The 19847-nt window shown below is 42.1% G+C and carries 14 protein-coding genes; 5 read left to right on the forward strand and 9 right to left on the reverse strand.

The window, feature by feature from the left end:
* The first annotated feature begins 2 nt into the window (after positions 1–2).
* The 3 genes from CZ367_RS03030 (at position 3) to tnpC (ending at position 3647) form a co-directional block, all read left to right on the forward strand.
* Entirely contained in the window at positions 3–980 is a 978-nt protein-coding gene (locus CZ367_RS03030; protein WP_077195591.1) for an AAA family ATPase, read from the forward strand.
* A 26-nt stretch (positions 981–1006) separates the two neighbouring features.
* Positions 1007–2320: a DUF58 domain-containing protein gene (locus CZ367_RS03035; protein WP_077195592.1), complete on the forward strand. Its 1314-nt coding sequence runs from the start codon at positions 1007–1009 to the stop codon at positions 2318–2320.
* A gap of 319 nt (positions 2321–2639) precedes the next feature.
* Positions 2640–3647, forward strand: coding sequence for an IS66 family transposase (gene tnpC / locus CZ367_RS03040; RefSeq protein WP_237581499.1), 1008 nt, complete (start codon positions 2640–2642; stop codon positions 3645–3647).
* 463 nt (positions 3648–4110) lie between these two features.
* Here tnpC and tsaA read toward each other — a convergent pair whose 3' ends face one another.
* Positions 4111–4782, reverse strand: a complete 672-nt coding sequence (gene tsaA, locus CZ367_RS03045) for a tRNA (N6-threonylcarbamoyladenosine(37)-N6)-methyltransferase TrmO (RefSeq protein ID WP_077195593.1) — start codon at positions 4780–4782, stop codon at positions 4111–4113.
* Positions 4783–4977: 195 nt separating this feature from the next.
* Between tsaA and CZ367_RS03050 the strand changes: the two genes are divergently transcribed.
* A complete protein-coding gene (locus tag CZ367_RS03050; RefSeq protein ID WP_077195594.1) occupies positions 4978–6978 on the forward strand; it encodes an OPT family oligopeptide transporter in 2001 nt (666 codons plus the stop codon).
* A 383-nt stretch (positions 6979–7361) separates the two neighbouring features.
* On the opposite strand, the gene CZ367_RS03055 is transcribed toward CZ367_RS03050, so the two are convergent.
* The 5 genes from CZ367_RS03055 to hflX form a co-directional block, all read right to left on the reverse strand.
* A complete protein-coding gene (locus tag CZ367_RS03055; protein WP_077195595.1) occupies positions 7362–8327 on the reverse strand; it encodes a bile acid:sodium symporter family protein in 966 nt (321 codons plus the stop codon).
* Positions 8328–8460: 133 nt separating this feature from the next.
* Entirely contained in the window at positions 8461–10104 is a 1644-nt protein-coding gene (locus CZ367_RS03060) for a fumarate hydratase (protein WP_077195596.1), read from the reverse strand.
* Between the two features lie 161 nt (positions 10105–10265).
* Positions 10266–13184: a M16 family metallopeptidase gene (locus CZ367_RS03065; protein WP_077195597.1), complete on the reverse strand. Its 2919-nt coding sequence runs from the start codon at positions 13182–13184 to the stop codon at positions 10266–10268.
* Between the two features lie 73 nt (positions 13185–13257).
* Positions 13258–15111: a DUF4954 family protein gene (locus CZ367_RS03070; protein ID WP_077195598.1), complete on the reverse strand. Its 1854-nt coding sequence runs from the start codon at positions 15109–15111 to the stop codon at positions 13258–13260.
* 33 nt (positions 15112–15144) lie between these two features.
* Complete coding sequence (hflX, locus tag CZ367_RS03075) at positions 15145–16407, reverse strand: GTPase HflX (RefSeq protein ID WP_077195599.1); 1263 nt, start codon at positions 16405–16407, stop codon at positions 15145–15147.
* 179 nt (positions 16408–16586) lie between these two features.
* Between hflX and nagB the strand changes: the two genes are divergently transcribed.
* Positions 16587–17378, forward strand: a complete 792-nt coding sequence (nagB, locus tag CZ367_RS03080) for a glucosamine-6-phosphate deaminase (protein WP_077195600.1) — start codon at positions 16587–16589, stop codon at positions 17376–17378.
* Between the two features lie 85 nt (positions 17379–17463).
* Here the strand turns inward: nagB and CZ367_RS03085 are convergent, their stop codons facing one another.
* The 3 genes from CZ367_RS03085 to fldA all read right to left on the reverse strand — a co-directional run bounded on the left by CZ367_RS03085 (position 17464) and on the right by fldA (position 19783).
* The gene (locus CZ367_RS03085) at positions 17464–18474 is read right to left on the reverse strand and encodes an acyltransferase family protein (protein ID WP_077195601.1); all 1011 of its coding nucleotides are present in this window, start codon (positions 18472–18474) and stop codon (positions 17464–17466) included.
* Between the two features lie 428 nt (positions 18475–18902).
* Positions 18903–19250 (reverse strand): DUF2023 family protein, encoded by a 348-nt coding sequence (locus tag CZ367_RS03090; RefSeq protein ID WP_077195602.1) that lies wholly within the window; start codon positions 19248–19250, stop codon positions 18903–18905.
* Positions 19251–19294: 44 nt separating this feature from the next.
* Positions 19295–19783: a flavodoxin FldA gene (gene fldA / locus CZ367_RS03095; protein WP_077195603.1), complete on the reverse strand. Its 489-nt coding sequence runs from the start codon at positions 19781–19783 to the stop codon at positions 19295–19297.
* Positions 19784–19847: the final 64 nt, after the last annotated feature.

Raw genomic sequence — 19847 nt, forward strand, 5'->3', positions numbered from 1 at the left:
TTATGGAAGAGCATACACAAGAGAGAACCAACCTTACAGCGTTCAGTGAGAAAATTACCACGCTGCGACAACAGATTAGCAACATTGTTGTAGGACAGCAAGAAGCCATCGACCTTATTCTCACAGCCATTCTTGCCGATGGTCACGTACTCATAGAGGGTGTACCAGGTGTAGCCAAAACACTCTTGGCTCGTTTGGTATCAAAACTTATCGATACACGTTTCTCACGCATACAATTCACCCCCGACCTTATGCCGAGCGATGTTCTCGGTACATCGGTATTCAATATGCAGAACTCAAAGTTTGAGTTTCACGAAGGACCAATATTCTCTGAACTTGTCTTAGTGGACGAAATCAATCGTGCGCCTGCCAAGACACAAGCTGCCCTCTTCGAAGTGATGGAAGAACGCCAAGTATCTATTGATGGCACAACCCATAAGATGGGCGACTTGTACACCATTCTTGCCACACAAAACCCTGTGGAACAAGAAGGTACTTATCGTCTTCCCGAAGCCCAGTTAGACCGTTTCATCTTCAAGATTACAATGTCGTACCCTACTTTAGAAGAGGAAGTAGAAGTTTTGAAGCGACATAACACTACTGGACGCCACCTTGTCAAGTTGGACGAGGTACGCCCTGTACTCAATATAGCCGAGCTTTTAGAAATGCGCAAGATGCTTGGAAAGGTATTCATAGAAGACAGTTTGATAGCCTACATTGCCAACATTGTACAACAATCGCGCATCTCTAAGGCAGTTTACCTTGGTGCAAGTCCTCGTGCGTCAGTAGCTATTCTCAACGCATCAAAGGCATACGCTTTGCTGAATGGCAGAGACTTCGTTGCGCCAGACGACATCAAGTTTGTAGCCCCTTACGTGCTCCAACACCGCTTAATGCTCACAGCCGAAGCCGAAATGGAAGGCTACACCGCAATGAAGGTAGCACAACGATTGATAGAAAAGGTGGAAGTGCCTAAATAAATACACAGCAAGAAAAAGAGAAGTCTATGTTTCTAACGCGCAGATTTTACCTTACCCTCACAGCCCTTGTACTTACAATAGGCTTAGGCTACGCATATCCCATTCTGTTCGCCATCGGGAAAGGCGCATTGTGGATATTCTTGACAGTAGTGGCAATAGACTTTATCTTGCTTTACCACAAAAAAGCGATTACGGCACAGCGTATTTGTGCCGACCGCTTTTCAAATGGTGACGACAACGAGGTGGCAATCAGCCTCACCAACGAGTATCCTTTCAAGACCTATACCACCATCATAGACGAAGCTCCCCTTATTTTTCAGCGAAGAGATGTGAAATTTCCGCTCGCAATAGCGGCACATTCCACAGGCGAAGTAGCCTATACATTGCGCCCAACCGAGCGTGGTGTGTATGCTTTTGGACACATCAGAGTATTTGCGCGCACCCTACTTGGAATGGTAGAACGTCGCTATACACAAGGCGAAAAGAAAGATGTTAAGGTGTATCCGTCCTACTTGATGCTCAACCACTACGAACTGTTGGCAATGAGCAACAATCTTACAGAAATGGGTATCAAGCGTATTCGTCGTGTGGGCAACAATACCGAGTTTGAACAGATTAAGGAATATGTGGAAGGCGACGAGTATCGCACCATCAACTGGAAAGCTTCAGCACGCAAAAACCAATTGATGGTGAACGTGTATCAGGACGAGCGTTCGCAACAAATCTACTCCGTAATAGACAAAGGTCGTGTTATGCAACAGAGCTTTAATGGTATGTCGCTCTTAGACTATAGCATCAATGCCGCATTGGTGCTTTCGTACGTTGCCATACGCCGTGAAGACAAAGCGGGACTTATTACCTTTTCTGGCAATATGGACACATTGCTGTCGCCTTCGCGCCGCCCGGGACAGATGCAACATATTCTTGAAGCCCTCTACGCACAGAAAGCCAACTTTGATGAAACCGATTACAGCAACCTTTGTGTGAATGTGAACAACAGAATAAGTAAGCGCAGTTTGCTCGTTCTTTACACCAATTTTTCGGGAATGACTGCCCTTCAGCGCGAATTGCCTTATCTCAAACTGCTCAATCGTCGCCATCGTCTACTCGTAGTATTCTTTGAAGATGCTGAAATGAGCAACTATATTCGTGAAGAAAAACATTCCACATTAGAGTATTATCAACACGTAATAGCCGAAAAGTTTGCTTATGAGAAGCGACTCATCGTATCAACGCTTCGCCAACACGGTATTTTAAGCCTACTTACCACACCCGAAAAATTGAGCATTGATGTTATCAACAAGTATCTTGAAATGAAACAGCGACAGATACTTACTTAATATCACCAAAGGAAAAATAGAACAATGACATACAAGCATTAACACCTTAAAATATATATTTCCAACCCACTGATTACTAAATACTTACAAATACTTTTCAAAACATAGTAAGCATCCAATATTAGCCGCCTTTGTGTAACATTCTTGCTTTACTACCTTTGCCCGAAAAACTTATGTTTGTACTCAACGAAACAAATGTTTTTCGGGTTTGTTGCACTCCTGTGGACATGCGTCAGGGTATTCTTCGCCTGTCCCAATTGGTACGCAGCAATGACTTCAANAGCCAACGGATGCGAAGGTCGACATCCTGGAAGCCCCCTTGAAAAAGCAAGCGGTGGATTGTTTTGCCGACGCTTCCCTGCTCGCTGAGATCATCACTGCCAAGTTCGCCTATCACCAGCCCGAGTATAGGCAATGTGAAAGATGGAAGGAACTGGGCGTGAACATCCCCACCTCAACCGTCAACAGCTGGGTTCACGATGCCGCCGATGCACTTTATCCACTTTATAAACTTCAAGTAAGGCAGATCCTGCAAAGTCCTTATCTTCAGGTTGACGAGACCAGCGTACAGGTTGCCGACCGCAAGGGAAAGACACGCAAAGGATACCTGTGGGGCGTGCGTGACGCCATGCACTCCCAGGGTGTGTTCTTCCATTGGAAGGACGGGTCGCGGTCGGGCGCTGTGGCAGATGAACTCTTCAAGGGCTACCAGGGTGCCATACAGTCTGATGGGTATGAGGTCTACAGCAGGTTTGAGAACGTTCAGGGCATCGTGCTGTTAGGATGTATGGCACACGTGAGACGTAAGTTCGAACATCTGGCGGCTGACGATAAAAACGCCGCCCATATCATCGAAACGATAGCCACGCTTTATGAGTTGGAGGAAAACCTCAAACACAAGAAAGCACCACCCGAGGAAGTGGAGACAGAACGAAAGGCTAAAGCTTACCCCATTCTTAAGTATTTGGAGACCTATATGTTGGATGTACACAAACAGTACACCCCAGGCGAAGCTATGGAGAAGGCACTGCGTTATGCCTTCGCCGTATGGATACGCATTGGCAGGTATGTGCAGGACGGACGCTTCAACATAGACAACAACCTTATGGAACAGGCCATCAGACCCATCACGCTTGGAAGAAAGAACTACCTGTTCTGTGGTAACAATGAGGGAGCAGAGAACAACGCCATCTTCTATACCTTCATGGCGTGTTGCAGGGAAGCAGGCATAGAGCCATACAAATGGATGAAGGAAGTTCTTTCAAGGTCCCTGCTAGATATGACGGAGGAGGAACTCACGAAAATGCTACCTTCAAACTTCAAATAACAGATAACCCTTATATGCTGCCAGACATATAAGGGTTATTTGTTGGTGTGAAAGGCGGCTAATATTGGATGCTTACAAAACATATATGTTTGACCACCTAAAACATATAGGTTTCACCCTCCCAAAGTTCAACTTTCACAACCCCAAACATATATGTTTTGCTTTTCTAAGATTAACCTTTTATTTTTGAAAGATGGCATAAGGAAAAACAGAACAATAAGAAAATAAATCTTGATAGTATTCTAAAAAGCACCTAAATTTTCGACCTATAGGTCATTTTGCGTGGTAGAAGCCATTGTGAAAGCCGATAAATACTAACTTTGTTTAAGCCTTCATTGGTTCTTCCACTTACATTATTGCAAGCATTTCTGATGTTTTTTCGTTTTGATAAGATTTCTCCGTAAGGTTTGATTATTCCAAGTAACAAATAAAAAATGAGGCGTATTGGTTTACAACGCCTCATTTATTCTATTTTGACAATTGTCAAAACATCGCCTTCCACCTTAAACTTTACTTCACGTCCTGCAAACAACATACCATAAATGCGAGTTGCATCGTGTTGATAATGCGGACGGGGGTCGTTAGAAAGTACCGACTTTAACGCTGCAATCTCTTCTGTAGTAAATACAGAGAGCAAATGCGCATCACATTCCACTTGTAGCTTTTCCCATTGCTTGCTGTCGGTAAATCCTCCACGTGCATTGGCGTGACTATCGGCATAAGGTACATAAGGCTTGATGTCGTAAATAGGTGTTCCGTTCATTAGGTCAGCTCCCATAACCTCTATTTCGCCACCTTCTATCTTAGCTATTCGCACAGAAGACAGCCCCAATCCGTTAGGACGGAAAGGCGAACGAGAGGCAAATACCCCCATCCTTTCATTGCCCCCAAGGCGAGGCGGACGAACGGTTAAGCCGTCAGTTTCTTTCCATAAGCCTTTATCATTTTCGGAAAAGCCCCATATCAACCATAAATAATCGAAGCCGTCCAATCCACGGAGCGCCTCATCACGACGAAACTTAGGTAAGAAAACAATGCGTCCTCTAACTTCTTCAGCCACTCCGCTCTGTCGTGGAATACCAAATTTAGAGGTAAGCGGAGAATGGAAAAAGGCAATTGGTTCTATTTCTTTCATAATGCAAACTTACAAAAAAAGTGATATTCCTTAGCTTTTTTGTGGGCGACTTCTGTTTTTTTAACTATCTTTGCACAGATTAGATTTGTCGGACTGGTCTGACACGTCCGACTGGTCTGACTGGTCTGACTGGTCTGACTGGTCTGACAAATCAGACTAATAACCTATTACCCAGAAATTAAAATCATAAAACGTATGGAAAATCAAGAAAAACAAAACATTGAACTTCCTGAAAACGCCTTCCGTGAATTGCACGAGGGTGAGGAATACAAGCCCGTGATGGACCCTGCAAAGGTGCATCCTGAAGTGAGTGCTTGGTCGGTAACGTGGGGATTGCTAATGGCAGTGCTCTTCTCGGCTGCTGCGGCTTATCTTGGTCTGAAGGTAGGACAAGTGTTCGAGGCAGCTATCCCAATTGCTATTATTGCCATTGGTATGTCGTCGGCTACAAAACGTAAAAATGCCTTAGGCGAAAACGTTATTATTCAGAGCATTGGTGCTTGTTCGGGAGCTGTTGTGGCAGGTGGTATCTTTGTTATGCCTGCTATTTATATGCTGCATTTGGAGGCAGATTTTTTCCAAGTATTCCTTGCTGCATCGCTCGGAGGTGTGTTGGGCATCTTGTTCTTGATTCCTTTCCGTAAGTATTTTGTGAAAGACCAACATGGCAAATATCCTTTCCCTGAAGCTACTGCCACCACACAGGTGCTTGTAAGTGGCGAAAAGGGTGGCAGTCAGGCTAAACCGCTGTTGTTAGCTGGTCTTGTGGGTGGTCTTTACGACTTCTGTGTGGCAACCTTTGGCTGGTGGAACGAAACTGTAACTTCACGTATGATAGGTTTTGGCGAAACCATAGCCGACAAAGCAAAGGTGGTGCTGAAACTCAATACAGGTGCAGCTATCCTTGGTTTAGGCTATATCATCGGACTGAAATATGCTTTCATTATCTGTATGGGCTCGCTTACTGTGTGGTGGCTTGTTGTACCGGGTATGGCTTTAATCTTTCCTGACACGGTACTCAACCAGTGGGATCCATCTATCACAACCGCTGTGGGTGCAATGACTGCCGAAGAGATATTTAAGAACTATGCACGTTCTATCGGTATCGGTGGTATTGCTATGTCGGGAATTATCGGTATCATCAAGTCGTGGGGCATCATTAAAAGTGCCGTGGGCTTGGCTGCACGTGAAATGAAAGGCAAAGGCGGAAGCCAAGAAGAGGTGATACGCACCCAACGTGACATCTCGTTCAAGATTATTGCTTTTGGAAGTATTGCTACCTTGGTTATCGTTTTCCTCTTCTTCTACTTCGGTGTAATGCAGTTCAACCTTTTGCACGCCGTAGTTGGAATTATTCTTGTAACGATTATTGCTTTCCTTTTCACAACCGTGGCTGCCAATGCTATTGCCATCGTGGGTTCTAACCCAGTATCGGGTATGACGCTTATGACGCTTATCCTTGCATCAGTAGTGATGGTTGGTGTAGGCTTGAAAGGCAATTCGGGTATGTTGGCTGCCCTTTTGATGGGTGGCGTAGTATGTACAGCTTTGTCAATGGCAGGCTCGTTCATTACCGACTTGAAGATAGGTTATTGGCTCGGTACAACTCCTAAGAAACAAGAAACGTGGAAATTCCTCGGTACTATTGTTTCGGCAGCTACCGTATGCGGTGTAATGATAGTATTGGACAAGACTTACGGCTTTGAGTCGGGACAATTGGCAGCACCACAAGCCAACGCTATGGCAGCTGTTATCAAACCACTGATGAGCGGACAGGGTGCGCCTTGGGCATTGTATGGCATTGGTGCAGTTATCGCTTTGGTACTCGACCGTTGTAAAATTCCTGCGCTCCCATTTGCTTTGGGTATGTTTATCCCTATTCAATTGAACATTCCTTTGCTCGTAGGTGGTGCAGTGAATTGGTATATCACAACTCGCTCAAAAGACGAGACCATCAATAAAATTCGTGGTGACAAGGGTACACTTCTCGCATCGGGCTTTATCGCTGGTGGTGCATTGATGGGCGTGGTATCAGCATTGCTGAAATTCTTTGGTGTAGAGTTCGACTATGCTAACTGGTGGGAAAACCATCTTTCAGAATTGCTTGCACTCTGTGCTTACATCGCTTTGATACTCTATTTTATTGTAGCAACCAAGCCAAGTAAAAAAGAAATAGAAAGCGCAGAAAAGGAATAAAAGAGCGTAGATATTATTCCAAATGAATAAAATAAACCGCTATCAGACAAGAATATGTGTCTGATGGCGGTTTTGTTTAACCCAAATCGGTCGTTAGACCAGTCGGACCAGTCGGACTTGTCTGACACGTCCGACTAGTCCGACTGGTCTAACGACCGATTTGGGTTTAATAATGGTTCGTACTTCAGTTTTCCACTTCATAGGAGTCCATATCCCAATTTCTGTATCATCTTTACACGAAATGAAACAAGTACCTAATCCAATTGTAAATAATAAAAATAAAAACTTTTTCATATATACTTGAACTGTTAATGACTAATTAATGTCTGCAACAAAGTTACATCATTATATATCAATTAAGCGTATAACTTGCGCAAAAAACGTTAATTACGACTTTGTTTCTTTCCATAATACCATATTTCAATGCTGTTGATGATGTTTTGCCAAAGAATATAACAGCCTGGACCAACAGAAGATAATGGAATAAGATAAGTAAAGGCAATCCAAATGGCAAAGGTGGTATTCTTTTGTCCTAAAGCTTGTCCCGACTCTATAACGCTATCAAAACGTCTGCCAATATAACGCCCTACAGCAAACTGAACAAGACACATAACAAGTCCTAAGAGAGCAATGAGAATGAGAAAAAGAGCGGTAGTATCGGCGTGAACAATATTCTTGACCGTTGTGCCTGTAACAATGGTTAACGTACAAGCCCAAAGATAAAATCCAAGGTTGCGTACAGATAAAATCCACGTATATAAAGGCTGTAAGATGCGCCAATGCTTAGTGAAATAGGCTATCAACATTGGCAAAACCAAGACCATACAAACACGATACAAGATGATAAGGAAAGCCTCAAGAAAGTCTATATTGGCACTTGACTCGATAAGTGGGAAGCAAATAGGAATGAGTGCAGCACAAATAAAATTGGAAAGAAAAGTGTAGGTAGTCATATCTTCAATGCTTCCACCCAACTTTTGTGTAACTACAGGTGCAGCAGAAGCACACGGACAAATGATACAAGCCAATACAGACTCCATCAATATCAACATATCGCTGTTAAGATGTAAGAGAAGAATAATGCCTACAACAAGGAAAACAAACAGAATTTGGAATATGCCTATCCATAAGTGCCACTTCACTGGTTTAAGTTTTCGGAAGTCTACTTTACAAAACGTAACGTAAAGCATCAGAAACATCGCCACGGGAAGAATAGAGCGAAAGATGGAATCGAAGAATACAGAAACGGGCGAAAGCATAGGAGTAAAGGCAAAAAGGAGGTAGCCTAAAACACCAACAGCCATAGATACAGGCAGTATCCAACTTTTTATAAATGAAACAATATTCATAATTTAAAATTCAGACAATACAACTTTGCAATGCCATATACAAATCAACGCAATAGATTGATTAATTAATTCTACAATAAAAGAGAGAACCCGTTTTGAGTTCTCTCCTTATTATATATAGGTAGGGATAGTTTTACTTCTTTGGGCAACCTGTCCAAGGTTTCAGCTGCTTGAAGAAGTCGTTACCCTTATCGTCTACAAGGATAAAGGCAGGGAAGTCTTCTACATCAATCTTCCAAACAGCTTCCATACCGAGTTCAGGATATTCCACACACTCAATACTCTTAATGCTGCTTTGTGAAAGAACAGCAGCTACACCACCGATAGTACCGAGATAGAAACCACCGTGCTTCTTGCAAGCATCGGTAACTTCTTGGGTGCGATTACCCTTAGCAATCATTACGAGTGAACCGCCATTAGCTTGGAACTCGTCAACGTATGGGTCCATACGGTTGGCAGTAGTAGGCCCCATTGAACCACAAGGTAAGCCGTTAGGAGTTTTTGCAGGACCAGCATAAAGCACTGGATAGTCCTTAAAGTATTGTGGCAATGGTTCGCCAGCATCAAGACGAGCCTTGAGCTTGGCGTGTGCAATATCGCGTGCTACGATGATAGAACCCTTAAGGTTGATACGGGTGGAAACAGGATATTTGCTGAGTTCGGCACGAACGGCATCAATGCCTTGATTAAGGTCGATTTCAACGCCTTTAGCACCTTCACCGGGTTTACGATATTCTTCAGGAATGAGTTCTCCAGGGTTGGCATCCATCTTTTCCAACCAAATACCATCTTTATTGATTTTACCCTTGATATTGCGGTCAGCAGAGCAAGATACACCCATACCGATAGGACAGCTTGCGCCGTGACGAGGAAGACGGATAATGCGAATGTCGTGAGCAAGGTATTTACCGCCAAACTGCGCACCAAGTCCAATCTTGTGCGCTTCTTCGAGGATTTTGTTTTCCAAGTCGATGTCACGGAAAGCACGACCTGTTTCATCGCCTGTGGTTGGGAGATTATCGTAATACTTGATGCTACCGAGCTTCACGGTGAGGAGATTTTTCTCTGCTGATGTACCACCAATAACAAAACAGATGTGGTAAGGAGGACAAGCTGCTGTACCGAGGCTCTTCATCTTTTCAACGAGGAAAGGAATAAGTGTGCCTTCGTTTTGGATAGTAGCCTTGGTCATTGGATAGAAATAAGTCTTGTTAGCCGAGCCACCGCCTTTAGCTACCATAACGAATTTGTATTCAGCTCCTTCTGTAGCCTCTATGTCTATTTGTGCAGGGAGGTTACACTTGGTATTTACCTCATCATACATATTCAAAGGAGCATTCTGCGAATAGCGAAGGTTTTCTTGTGTAAAGGTATTGAATACACCAAGAGAGAGTGCTTCTTCGTCTTCAAAACCTGTCCAGATGTGTTGACCCTTTTCGCCGTGGATAATGGCAGTACCTGTGTCTTGACAGAAAGGAAGTACGCCCTTAGCAGCTGTTTCGGCATTGCGGAGGAACTGAAGTGCTACGTACTTGTCGTTTTCTGATGCGTCTTTATCCTTCAGAATGGCAGCTACCTGCTCATTGTGTGCACGACGGAGAAGAAACTCGCAGTCGTGGAAAGCCTCTTGGGCTAACAATGTGAGTGCTTCGGGAGCAACCTTTACAATCTCTTGACCTTCAAAAGTAGTTACAGAAACGCCTTCTTTAGAAACTAATCTGTACTCGGTGTCGTCTTTGCCCAATTGAAACATTGGGGCATATTTAAATTCAGCCATAATGTAAGTTTTATCTGACTTAATACGCTGCTTAAAGCAAGCGTATTGTAGATTTGTTAATTATTAAATAATGCTTTTGTAAATGTCTATTGTATTGAGAAATAATAAATAATAGGCTGCTCTAACAAGCTGTTAAGCCTATTAAAGCAGCCTATAATATCTTAAAAACCGAAGATTTCTTCAGTTGTTACACGGCGAATAGGAGCGATTTTCTCCAATGCCTTTATATCAAGTTCCTTTTCGTTACCAAGAATGAGATACTTGAATGGCTTCTTAGCCATATTTGTTTTCTCAAAGTTGATAATGTCTTGGAGCTGAACGTTAGGAATGTCCTTGTAAAGTTTTTCGCTCATACTGCAATCAAGACCCATCTTTTGTGCTGCAAGATATGCAGAAAGGATAGAGAACTTAGAAGTGCGAGAAGAAGCGAGACTCTTCATTAAGCTCTGTTTAGCAAGGTCAAAGTTAGCTTGACGAACAGGAACATTGTCCAAAAGTTCGTTGAACTGTGCAATGCAATCCATCATCTTATCGTTCTGTGTGATGATGTAGGTAAAGAAGTTTTCCTTATCAATCAAACGACCTGGCTGACGATAGCGTGCACTTGCAGAGTAAGCCAAAGCACGTGCCTCGCGCATTTCTTGGAATACGATAGCATTCATACCACCGCCAAAGTACTCGTTAAAGAGTGCAATAGTAGCTGCATTGTCAGGATTCCATGCCTTGTTTTCGTTGTGGAATTGTACAAGGTAGATGTTCTTAGCATCGTAAGGTGCAATCAAAATTTCGTTCTTAGGAGTTGTTTCCACTGTATAGTGCTTAGCTGTTGGCACTGGAGCAAACTTCTTAGGAGTCTTGAATGTCTTGCTGATAAGCTTATCAATGTCTGCCAATGATGAAGGACCATAATAAAGTACGGTTTGCTTGTAGTTTTTAAGATTCTTCAAGGCATCAAGCAACTTCTGTGGGTTGAGACTCTTCAATTGTGCCTCACTAAGGATATTGCGAGTAGCATTGTATTTGCCATACATACCATAGTCGAAGAGTGCGCTGAAGTTGTCGTCTTGGTCAGCCTTGCTGTCCTTACGGCTCTTAAGCATAAGGTCTACAAACTGGTCGTATGCTTCTTTATCAACCTTAGCATTTTCGATGAGATTATTAAACAATGCCAATGCTTGTGGAAGGTTTTCATTCAAACCAGACAGCATAATATAGGTTTCGTCCTTGCTTTGACCGATAGAGTAGTCGCAAGCCAACTTGTAGAACTGTTGTTTGATTTGTTCGTTTGTCAACTTGTTTGTACCAAGGTATTCGATATATGAAGCAGCATAACCTGGGAGCAAGTCGCTTTCTTCACCGAATGGAAGTTCAAAGTAGAGTGTAAAGAGATCGTCTTGAGTATTCTGCTTATAAAGCACTGGCCAACCTTTCTTTGTTGTACCCTTTGTCAAATCCTTCTTGAAATCTACAAATGATGGTTGGATAGGTTGAGCCTTATGGTCAAGAATTTCCTGCAAGAAAGCTGAACGCTTATCGTTATTGGTTGGAATTGGTGTAATCTTTGGTTTGTCAACCTTCTGTATAGAATTATCTACACCTTGTTTTTTGTAAATAGCAGCGTAACCATTATCGAAGAAACGATTAGCAAAGCTTACAATGTCAGCCTTGGTGAGCTTAGACATTCTCTCAATTCTATTTACGTACTGTTGCCAATCCACCTTATTGATAAAAGCATCAACAAATGCTTTGCCACGGAAGTCGTTTCTATCCAATTGCTTGTAATAGGTGCGCTTGTAGTTGTTGATTACAGAAGGTAAAAGATCGTCAGAAAACTCGCCTTTCTTCAATTTCTCTATTTCGCCTAACAAGAGTGTGCGTACTTCGTCCAATGTTTGGCCTTCTTTTGGAGCACCAACAGCAATGAACATAGAGTAATCTGCAAGGTCCGAGAAGCCTACACCTGCTGTCTGAACCTTCATCTTCTGATTGAGATTAAGGTCGAAAAGACCTGCACGACCATTGTTCAACAAGTCGCTGATGATATTCAATGTATCGCCTTGGAGTGAGTTTCCAGCCTCACCTCTCCAACCTAAGTAAAGCATTTCTGCCTCTTGACCAACAACAGTTGTATCAACAGGAGCTGTGTACTTTGGTTGTGGACCATATTGAGGTGCGCTCAATGTTTCGCTCTTCTTCCACGAACCGAAATACTTCTCAATTGTTGCGATGGTCTGATCTGGGTCGAGGTCGCCTGCCATACAGATAGCTACGTTGTTTGGCACGTAATATCTGTGGTAATAATTCATAATGTTCGTGATAGAAGGATTCTTCAAGTGTTCGCCTCTACCGATGGTTGTCTGTGTTCCGTATGGGTGATTAGGGAACAACTTTGCCATTAAACTTTCAAAGAGTTTACGGCTGTCACTTGTCAAGCCCATATTGTACTCTTCGTAAACAGCTTCCAACTCGGTGTGAAATCCACGTACCACCATATTTTGGAAACGGTCAGCCTGTACTTTAGCCCACACCTCAACTTCATTACTTGGAATATTTTCTACATAACAAGTAACGTCGTTTGATGTATAAGCATTTGTTCCCTGACTACCGATAGCCGCCATCAATTTATCGTATTCGTTAGGAATGTTATACTGAGCAGCGATTTGCGAAACAGAGTCAATCTTATGATACCACACCTTGCGCTTTTCAGGGTCGGTAATGTGGCGATATTCCTCGTAGAGGTTTTCAATTTGCTTCAAATAAGGACGCTCTGCCTCCATATTTGATGTGCCAAACTTCTCTGTACCTTTAAACATAATGTGTTCAAGGTAGTGAGCCAAACCTGTTGTTTCAGCAGGGTCGTTACGACTACCTGTACGCACAGCGATGTAAGTTTGCACACGTGGTTTTTCCTTGTTTACACTGAGGTAAACAGTAAGACCATTCTTTAATGTGTAGATGCGTGTCTTCATTGGGTCGTTAGGCACGCTCTTGTAGGTATAAGTCTGTGCTTTTGTTCCTAACACGCTAAGTGTGAGGAGCATCGACATACCTAATTTTCCTAAGAAAAGGTTTTTAAGCATAATATAATATTTAGTATTAAGTTTTTATCCTATCTCTCGTACAAACCTTTGTTTTTACTGATCAGGATGTTATTTATTCTTCATATTCTGTTTCTTGGTCGAGCTTATTGATGAAATCTGTATAAACTTCTTCTTCCACATCGCCCATATCGTATTCTTTTTTAGCGTCTTTCTTTATCTCAGCTATCCACGCACGACGAGCCTCAACGTAATCTTTACGTATTTGTTCTTCGTCTGCAGGAGTTATGTCCTTTATTCCATAATAATCAAGAATTAAGCGATAAGTCCACGCCCACTGATACTTACGATAGTTTTCGTTTATTTCTTCAAATCTATCGGTTACTTCTTGAATGGTTTCTAACGTTCCATTCTTGATGTCATTCAGGATGCGAAGCTCTTCACTCTCTGGGAGCAACAAGCCTGAAAGGTCATTCCATTTGCCCAAACCTATTTCTGTTTCAGGTTTGCCAAAGAAGCCCCACTTGTGCGCACGTTTGAGCACAGCACCCATATAGATGCGTAATGCTATGTCGTAATACTTGATACCCTTGTTAAGACTTGAAGCATTAATCACATATTCGTGATAGATGTACGATGAAACGTTAGCTCCGCTGGCTTGACGAAGTGTTTCCAATATCTTTTTGCCTCGTATTACTTCACCCACTGAGAATGGTGAGAGCCAATCAAAGTTGATGATACTCTTCTGCGAATTCTGTGGACGGAGGTCACGCTTAGGCCATTTCTTCACGTCACGATACAATCCGACGGTAGTAATGTTGCGACCAGGCACAAGATACATCGTTTCGCCATAGGCTATAAGGTAAGAGAAAGGTAGTGCCTGTGTATTGGGGTGGTGCATCAATTTACCGAAACAAACCGAAAATGTTCCGATTGTAGCAGGCATCAACACATAGCTACCGCTGGCTGTTTTAGTGCCTCGTTCCAATGTTCCCCAGTGCATAGGCCCCATCTTGTAAGCGTGGTTAGAGAAGTTTGTACCCGACCCTGCATTGTAAAACGAGAACATACCACCAATAATAAGCGAACTCTTATGATGTGAAGCACTGAAAGGTCCGCAAAAAGCTGCACACGCCTCGCCATTAGCCATAAACGAATTGGCAAAGAATACACTTTGTGAGGCTGTAAAACCATTTGATATTTGGCAGGCTTCACCCACAAAGCAGTCTTGCATCTTCACGCTATTGATAACGCTTGTGCCATAGCTTATGATAGAGTTTTCGCAGATAACGCCCGTTCCAATATATACATTCGAATTTTCAGAACTTAGAATAGTACAGTCGCTCAATCGACTTGCACCGCTCACCTCACACTCGTCTTGTATAATGGTATTGGTTATTTCCTTCGTGTTTACAATCTTCACACGATTGCCTATCGTACCTCTTTCAGGCATTGTGCGAGCTATTTCTTCCGAAACAAGGCGACGAATAGCATTCTTCAAGTCCTTATCTCTGAGATATTTCACCATAAAGGCAGCAAACTGACTATTGAGTTCAGGGAACAGCATCAAGTTGCCATCACCCACTTCGTTCAACACCGAAACGATGTTGCCTTGCCCATAGGTTGCCCCTTCCAAAGTCTCCATTACAGAGATATTTGTTATCAAGCAGTCGTTACCAATGGTATAATTGTTGATATAGCTGCCTATCTTTTCTATCAAGCAGTTGTCGCCCACCGATACATTGCGCAATGTGGCATCATTTATTCCCGAATGTTTCACAAATCCCTTTGTTACTTCCACTTCTTTTTCAAATCGTCCTAAACGTATATCGCCATAGAAAAGGACTCTATGGAAGAATTTAGCTTGAAATCCTTCCTCTGCCACCTGCACCCTTGTCCAGTCTTCAGCCCAACAATTATTTTTCTCGAAGATACTTATTTCTTCGTCGGTTAATGCCCTGTATGCCATAATTTTATTTTTTCTTATGCTTCAACTTTATCTTTACGCCATTCCCTCATCAATGTCCACATTGTAGAGGAAATCGTTGTAAGGGTATTTCTGCACGTGTAGCTCACGCACCTTCTTGTATAGCACATCTCTAAACTCGTCTACGTTTTCTTTTTCTCTTGCTGAGATAAACAGGCAGTCGTCGTTTAGCTTCGCCATCCACGTGCGTTTAAGCTCTTCGAGCGATATATTTTCTTTCGTTAGCGGTGTAAGGTCGTCCTCTTCTTTTTCTTCCCAAGTGTAATTATCTATTTTGTTAAAGATAATCATCATAGGTTTATCAGAGCATTCCAAGTCTTTCAGCGTTTCGTTTACCACCTGAATTTGTTCCTCAAAGTCGGGGTGCGAAATATCTACAACGTGCAACAACAAGTCTGCTTCTCGCACCTCATCAAGTGTCGACTTAAACGAGTCTACCAAGTCGGTAGGCAATTTGCGGATAAAACCTACCGTGTCAGCCAATAGGAACGGAAGATTTTCCAAAACTACCTTACGCACTGTGGTATCTAAGGTTGCAAATAGCTTATTTTCTGCAAACACTTCACTCTTTGCCAACAGGTTCATAATGGTAGATTTTCCAACGTTGGTATAACCCACGAGTGCCACACGTATCAGTCTGCCACGATTTTTACGTTGCGTCACCTTCTGCTTGTCTATTTCTAAAAGGCGTTGCTTCAAGAGGGTCATACGTTGGAGAATGATACGGCGGTCCATTTCCAACTGGGTTTCACCAGGTCCACGAAGTCCCACCGAACCTTTTCCACCACCCGAGCCCGAACCACCACCTTGGCGTTCCAAGTGGGTCCACAAGCGTTGCAAGCGTGGGAGCATATAGCGATATTGAGCCAATTCCACTTGCGTTTTGGCATTAGCCGTTTGCGCACGCATTGCAAATATATCGAGGATAAGCGAAGTACGATCGAGAATTTTCACGCCCAACTCGTCTTCTATATTTCGTAATTGCTTAGCCGACAATTCGTCATCGAAGATAACCATACCTATGGGCTCTTCGTTATCTTCCATTTCCTTGACAAACTCTTTTATTTCTTCCAATTTACCCTTACCCACGTAGGTTGTCATATTAGGACCACCCACACGCTGTGTAAATCGTTTCACTGTAACAGCTCCCGCCGTGTCAGCCAAGAATTCCAATTCGTCAAGATATTCTTTAGTTTTAGCCTCGTTCTGTTCTTGGGTTATCAATCCCACAAGCACAGCTGTCTCTGCTTTAACTTCAGATATAACAAATTCTTTCATTCAAATAGTACTATTATATAATATGGTGCAAAGATACTAAAAAGTTGAGAGTTCGTAAAGCGATAAATCTTGTTTTTTAGACTGAATATGTTATTTTTTATAAATAAAGTTCCAATTATTTTTCGTTCTTTTTGTTGTTTTTCTTACTTTTGCGGCATATTTTTTTAATATCATAATTTATGCGATTAATTATCGAACCCGATTATCAGCAAATGTCACGTTGGGCAGCTGATTATGTTGTGGCACGTATCAATGCCGCAAACCCCACCAAGGAGCGTCCTTTTGTATTAGGTCTTCCCACTGGTTCTTCGCCAGAAGGTATGTATGCAGAACTTGTGAAAGCTAATAAAGCTGGAAAAGTAAGTTTCAAAAATGTCATCACATTCAATATGGACGAATATATAGGACTGCCCGAAAGCCACCCAGAAAGTTATCACTCATTTATGGCACGCAATCTTTTCGACCATATTGACATCCCACGAGAAAACATTCATATTCTCAATGGTAATGCCACAGACCTCAATGCCGAATGTGAGAATTACGAGCGAATGATAAAAGAAGCAGGAGGTATCGACCTTTTCTTAGGCGGAATTGGTCCTGATGGTCATATCGCTTTCAACGAACCTGGCTCAAGTCTCAGCAGTCGTACGCGTCAAAAGACTTTAACTACCGATACCATTATTGCCAACTCTCGTTTCTTCGACAATGATGTAAACAAAGTTCCTAAGTTTGCCCTTACCGTAGGTGTGGGCACAGTGATGGATGCTCGCGAGGTTCTTATCCTTGTCAATGGCTACAACAAGGCACGTGCTTTGCAAGCTGCAGTGGAAGGTCCGCTAACCCATTGGTGGACTATCTCTGCCCTCCAACAACACCCTCACGGCATTATCGTTGCCGATGAGGCTGCTTGCCACGAGCTCAAGGTAGGTACTTATCGCTACTTCAAAGATATAGAGAAAGACAAACTCTAACCCACACATACAAAGGTTGTTAGCCAAACATTAGCTAACAACCTTTTTTATTTGTACTTACTAAAAAATCAAAACAATACTGCGCTTATAATTTCATTACACCAACTATTTTATCTGCAATCCACTTAATTGGAATTGAAACCGCAATCGTTATTGCCATCAATACAATAAAAATAAAGAGAGGATTATCGAAGCTATAAATAAAATCGTGGAAAAGGTGATAACAGAAAAAAGAATGGGTAAGCCACATCACCATCGAATATTTCCCAAGGAACTGCAATACGGTAGCAGCAACTTTGCCAATTCGCAATTGCAAAAATAAGACAATAAAACAAAGGAGATAAAGAAAACCAAATACACCTGTAGTGATAAAACATTGAGCTGTTATCAGCAATAACAACAAACTCAAAACTAAAACATTTTTCCCTGCCAAACGTTCTATCTTTAATCCTCGTTCTACACTAACTCGATGAAGCAATGCACCTAAAACAAATTCAAATGTCAGTTCTATATAAGTAATGAAATGAGCAAAGACACTATCATAACTTTTTTCAACAGCGATATAACGACTTATGATATATCCGCTAACTAAATAGAGAAAGCCAAACAAAGCAACCGATTTCCATCTGCCCAACTTATCAACAAGCTTAAAAATATACAAAGCCGTGATACTCAACATTGTATAAGGAAATAAGAACCAATGTTCAGCATTATAACTATTCTTCCAACTCGTCAAATTTCCTATCATTTCCCAAGCATCGCCAGGATACTTTTCAGGACGAACAAAACTTCCTATGCTTACAAAGATAAGCAAAATAAGCCAATAGGCAACAAACAGTTTCAACAATCGTCTGCCTTGTGCCTTCAGTCCCATATCTCGCTGAGCAGTATACAAACAATCTAATCCATAACCACTAAGCATCAAGAAGAAACCAACAGGTACACACGCACGAGTAATAATGTAAGCTAATGGCTTATCACCTACATAAAGCAGGGGATGGCAATATGCTACAAATCCAAGATTATTAAACAAATGTAGAAACACCATCATTAAGATTGCTACTCCTTTGAGCATCAAACTTTTCTCTTTCGACATAATAATAAGATTATGTGCGAGCCAAAATATTCATAAAAAATAGGTTTCAAAACAAGTACAAAGAAACGTGGACAAGCAACTTATCCACGTTCCTTAGGTACTTGCCGGAAACCTATAACCACAGATAAGAAACACGCCCACGCTATCGCAGACGCTCACTTATTATTCTGTGGTTCGTTCTATCTACCGGCAAGTTTCAGGAACGTATAGAATAAATAGCAAACGCTAAATTTCACCAATAAAAAAATGAAAGTACAGCGGTAACTCCCACCACACTATTTCGATGCAAAAGTACAATAATTTATTGAAATAACATACTATCCATATAAAAAGAAAAGGCTGACTTCACAGCCAGCCTTAATCCTATACAAAAACATTATGAAATAATTTTATTTCGCGAACAAGATTTACATTTAATAAAATCTATTTTATTGCATTCGATTGCAAGTGCGACACTTTCGTTCGCAATAGCGTTCGCATTGCACTCGAATATCATATCCAAGCATTGCACCAAGTATAAAGTCCTCTTCAGGTGTGAGCTGATTGAGGGGTTTGGTGATGAACAGATTGATTGCGTCTAAACATTCTTTACGCCCAAAGAAAAGATTGAGTCGGTCGTTACCCACGGGGTGAATAACGTAGGGAATAGCCTGACGCTCAAGGCGACCCGTAACGAAGTCTTCATACTTTTTATTAAACGTATAAAGCACCATTTGGCGTACACCTTTCTTAAACTCGTAGATGTGGTTCATTAGAACTTTCATATCTGCAGGCATAATTCCTCCTTTCTTCGTCTAAGCGTGAATAGTCCTCGTTAGGCTTAAAGCGAACCTTTTATTTCACCCAACCAAGCATCAATGCGTCCTTCTGTTTGGTCGTCTTCGTTCACATCATCCAATGCAAGACCTACGAAAGCACCATCTACAACAGCCTCGCTGTCGTCAAAAGTATAACCATCTGTAGATACACCCGGAAGAATTTTTGCACCTTCAGCAGCATCATAAATTTCTTTCATACCACTGCAATAAGTGTCTGAATAAGATTCTGAGTCGCCACAACCGAAGATAGCAATAGTCTTACCTGAAAGGTCAGCAGCCTTCAACACCTTGACACCATCGTACCAATCGTCTTGCAATTCGCCTGCACCCCAAGTTGAAGTACCGAGGATAAGATTATCATAATTAGCCACTGTGTCAGCAGAGAAGTCTGTAACGTTGATTACTTCTGCACCTAATTTTTCTCCGATAGTATTTGCAATGTTTTCGCAAGTACCGGTTGATGAACCGAAAACTACAACTGTTTTATTCATATCTTTATTACTTATTTATTTTCTTGTTTTACGAGTGCAAAGATATGGATAATCTTCAAAGCGT

The sequence above is a fragment of the Prevotella ihumii genome (assembly GCF_900155655.1).
Classification (GTDB): Bacteria; Bacteroidota; Bacteroidia; order Bacteroidales; family Bacteroidaceae; genus Prevotella; species Prevotella ihumii.